The sequence below is a fragment of the Pseudomonas mandelii genome (genome assembly GCF_002251635.1).
In the GTDB taxonomy this organism is placed as follows: domain Bacteria; phylum Pseudomonadota; class Gammaproteobacteria; order Pseudomonadales; family Pseudomonadaceae; genus Aquipseudomonas; species Aquipseudomonas mandelii_B.
Window position 1 is genome coordinate 1 of the sequence record NZ_NMOJ01000054.1, and the last position, 3969, is coordinate 3969.

At 59.3% G+C, this 3969-nt stretch carries 4 protein-coding genes; all 4 read right to left on the bottom strand.

Annotated elements, in window-relative coordinates:
* Window positions 1-2: 2 nt before the first annotated feature.
* The 4 genes from B7L09_RS08805 to B7L09_RS08820 all read right to left on the bottom strand — a co-directional run bounded on the left by B7L09_RS08805 (window position 3) and on the right by B7L09_RS08820 (window position 3767).
* The gene (locus tag B7L09_RS08805) at window positions 3-1007 is read right to left on the bottom strand and encodes a substrate-binding domain-containing protein (protein ID WP_094468490.1); all 1005 of its coding nucleotides are present in this window, start codon (window positions 1005-1007) and stop codon (window positions 3-5) included.
* A 115-nt stretch (window positions 1008-1122) separates the two neighbouring features.
* On the bottom strand, window positions 1123-1941 hold the full coding sequence (locus tag B7L09_RS08810; RefSeq protein ID WP_094468491.1) for an SDR family oxidoreductase: 819 nt from the start codon (window positions 1939-1941) through the stop codon (window positions 1123-1125).
* A 197-nt stretch (window positions 1942-2138) separates the two neighbouring features.
* A complete protein-coding gene (locus tag B7L09_RS08815; protein WP_094468492.1) occupies window positions 2139-3014 on the bottom strand; it encodes an SMP-30/gluconolactonase/LRE family protein in 876 nt (291 codons plus the stop codon).
* Window positions 3015-3050: 36 nt separating this feature from the next.
* Window positions 3051-3767, bottom strand: coding sequence for a FadR/GntR family transcriptional regulator (locus tag B7L09_RS08820; RefSeq protein WP_094468493.1), 717 nt, complete (start codon window positions 3765-3767; stop codon window positions 3051-3053).
* Window positions 3768-3969: the final 202 nt, after the last annotated feature.

Consider the following 3969-nt stretch of genomic DNA (forward strand, 5'->3'; position numbering starts at 1 on the left):
CNTCAGTTCCACAAACCGATTTTTTCCAGCTCCTGCTTGAAGTTCTCGCGGGTGATCAGCGTGACTTCGTCCATGGCGGTGTACTTCGGCGGTTCCTTGCCGGTGGTAACCCAGTCGAACATCATCTTCGCGGTGTTGTAGCCCTCGATGTGCGGGCTCGGCAGCATCGAGCCGAAGAAACCGCTGTTGGNTTTCTTCAGTTCGCCAATGGCGTCGGTGCCGTTGATGCCGATGCCGATCACATTGGCCGCGGCGAANCCGGCGCTTTCGGTGGCGCGCACGCCGCCCAGCACGGTGTTGTCGTTCATGCCGCCGATGATCAGGTTTTTCGCGCCGCTGGGCAGTTTCACCAGGGCCGAGTTGGTGGCGTCCATGCTGCCCGGTACGTCGAGGGTTTTCNGGGCGGTGAACAGGATGTGGTCNTTNGGCATGCCGGCGTCTTCCAGCGCTTTGACCGAACCGTCGGTGCGCTTCTTGCCGGTGTCGAGCTCATTGAAGGTGTTGATCACCGCGTAGGTTTCCTTCCAGTCCCAGCCGCGTTTTTTCGCCTCAGCCGCCATCGCGGCGCCCTGCTTCTGGCCGACTTCGAAGGCCGCCATGCCGAGGTACGGAACGTCTTCCATGAACTTGCCNTTGGCGTCGACGAAACGGTCATCCACCGCNATCACTTTCANACCGTTGAGCTTGGCCTTGGCCATGATCGCAGGGCCCAGGGACACGTCCGGCGGGCAGATCACAAAGCCCTTGGCGCCGTTGGCAGCGAGGCTGTCGATGGCCGANAGGGTTTTCTCGCCGTCGGGCACGGCGATCTTGATCACGGTGAAACCCTGGTCTTTGCCGGCTTTTTCGGCGAAGGCCCATTCGGTCTGGAACCAGGGCTCTTCGGCCTGCTTGACCAGAAAGCCGATCTTCACTTCTTCGGCGGCCAGCAACNNGCTGCTCAGGCTGACCGCAGTGACCGCCAAAGCGGCACAGCACAGGGAACGGATCCCACGACGACGATTCATAAGCTGACTCCTTGTTATTTTTTTTGAGCGTTATTTTGAAAGCCGGTACTGCAAATAGTCATATCGTATGATGATTGGATTCAAAACGGAGTTCCGCTTCTGAAAGCCATGTTGCTCAGTCGTGGTACATGACCGAACGACCACCATCGATGGTGATGCACGAAGCATTGATGAACGGTGCTTCATCGCTGGCCAGGAAGACGGCCGTCATGGCCACTTCCATCGGTTGCCCGATACGACGCGGCGGGTGCAGGTCGAAGGCCCGTTGACGTTCAGCCTGGGGGTCGGCAAAACCGTTCCAGTAATCGACATTGAGCTGAGTTTCGATATACCCCGGGGCGATGGCATTCACGCGGATGCCCTTGGGCGCGTATTCGATGCCCAGGGCGCGAGTGAGCCCGAGCAGGCCGTGCTTGGCGACGGGATAGGGAAAGCAGCCGGGGATGATGTGGCTGGAGTGGGTGGAGGCGATGTTGATGATGTTGCCGATGCCCTGTTCGATCATCAATGGCAACACCGTGCGGCAGCCGAACCAGGCGCCGTCGAGGTCGATGGCGAAACAGCGGCGCCAGTCTTCNTCGGTCATTTCCAGTGGATCACGGAACACGTTGATCCCGGCGCAGTTGACCAATACGTCGATCCTGCCATGACGCTCGACGGCCAACCTGGCCATCGAGTGCAGGTCTTGTTGCCGGGAAACGTCAGCCTTGATCGCCTGAACATCAAAGCCTTTATCCCGCCAGTGGGCTGCGACTTTCTCGACTTTCTCGACCTGGATATCACTGATGATCAGTTTGGCCTGCTGCGACGCGAACGTGGCGACGATAGCCTCGCCGATGCCCTGAGCAGCGCCGGTCAGCAGCACGACCTTGTTCTTCAGGCGCTCGCCTTTGGGCGGCTCGGGCACGGCGGGCAAGGAAAGAGGCTCAGCCATGGATCAAGGCCCCCTTTTGCAGGGACGACAAAAACCGGGCATCTGTCGATGTCCGGTCAAAAGTCTTCTTGGAAAATCGCTGCATCACTTCACCTGTTTTGTTTTTTTAAGTGTGAGTGCGTGTAACTGATGGCCGACTATAAACCCGACCACCAAATAATCTCAATATATAATTTTACATCCCATATTTTGGGATTTTATCCAGCGAAGCGTGTGCAGGGTTTTCCGGGTACATCGACGCGAATCGACAGCAGCGCACCGTCCAGCGGGTGGTTGAGCGGGCTCGCGGCGCTGGTGATGTACAGGGTTTTCAAGTCTTCGCCGCCGAACACGCAACTAGTAGGGCGGCTGACCGGCAATTCGATAACGCGGTCGACATAGCCATCCGGAGTCAGCCTGATCAGGCAGCTGCCATCCCATCGGGCGTTCCAGATGAAACCCTCGGCATCCATCGCCGAGCCATCCGGTCCGCCCCGATCATGGGGACCGAACCAGACATACGCCGTGTCCAAGTTGCCATCGGTGTGGACGAAATAGCGGTACAAGGTTTTGTCCATGCTGTCGGCGAAAAACAGCGTGGTCTCGTCCTCGCTCCACAGCAACGTGTTGGGAATGCCCAGCCCGCGAAGCAGCGGCGTGACCCGCGCGTCGCGGTCGATGCGAAACAGGCCGCCGGAGCGACGCACAATGGGCAGGTCTTCGCCGTTCTCGCCGATGTTGTTCTGCATGGTGCCCAGCCACAGCCGGCCGTGAGCATCACAGCGGGCTTCGTTGCCCCGGTTGCCGGGTTGCGGGTCGGCGACGCAGAGCAAGGTCAGGCGCGGTTCGAGCCCTGGTGAATCAAGGTCCAGGCGATACACGCCGCTGCTCAACGTCACCAGCGCATCGCCGCTTTCACACGGGATGAACGCGGACACGTGCTCCGGCATTTCCCAGATCTGCACGTTGGCGCCGATCAGCCGCAGGGCTTGCTTGCCGGCGATGTCCACCCAATACAGCGCCTGGGTCGGCACATCCCAGAACGGGCCTTCGCCAAGTTGTGCACGGTGTCCGGTAACCGCATGCCACGTCATGAAACCTCCTGTTTTTTCTTTTTTTGTGGGAGCTGTTTAGCTGGCTTTTTTGTCAGCCATGACTTTTGGGTAAAAGCGCTTGATCGCCAGGTCCGCGTTATCAATCAGGGTCATGCAGGCCCAGACACCCCGCGCGGCATCCCGGGCGGCGATCGCGTCGGCCATGTCTTTGTGAATCGGCAGCGTGCGGCGCAATTCGTCCGGGTCGGCGGCGGACACTTCGAACGACACCGCCAACAGCGCCCCGAGGGCCGGGACCATTTGTTCAATGAACTGGTTGTGGCTGGCGGCAAGTATGCACTCGTGGAAGATCTGGTCGGCGCGGTTGTAATCGACGCCGCTGTCCACCGCCCGTTCCAACGCGTTATAGGCCTGCTGGATCGCATGAACCTGTTCGACCGTCGCGCGTTCGCAGGCCCAGCGAACGGCCATCGGTTCGATGGTGCGGCGCAGATCGAGCAAGTCGTCGACGAAATTTTCCGGCAAGCCACTGCGCGACAGCCAACCCACGACTTGTGGGTCGAAGAGGTTCCAGCGTCGCACCGGCAATACCCGCGTGCCGACCTTCGGCCCGACTTCGAGCATACCTTTGGCGACCAGTGTTTTGATGGCCTCGCGGATGACCGTGCGACTGACACCCAACTGCTCACCCAGATCGGCTTCGACCTTTATGGTTTCGCCGGGCTTGACCTGGCCTGCGGCTATCCAGCAACCGAGCCAATCGACGGTCGACGCATGAAAACTGCTGGACATGGGCACCTCGATGCAGGAACGGCACAAAGCCGTTCGCGATGGGAGTCCACGCTAATCATCATACGATTGGGTGTCAATTTGATTTTCCGTGTCCACGCGTAAAACCAATGTGGGAGCAGGCTCGCTCGCGATGGCGGACTGACAGGCAACAATAATGTTGAATGTTATGGCCTCATCGCGAGCAAGCTCGCTCCCATATTTT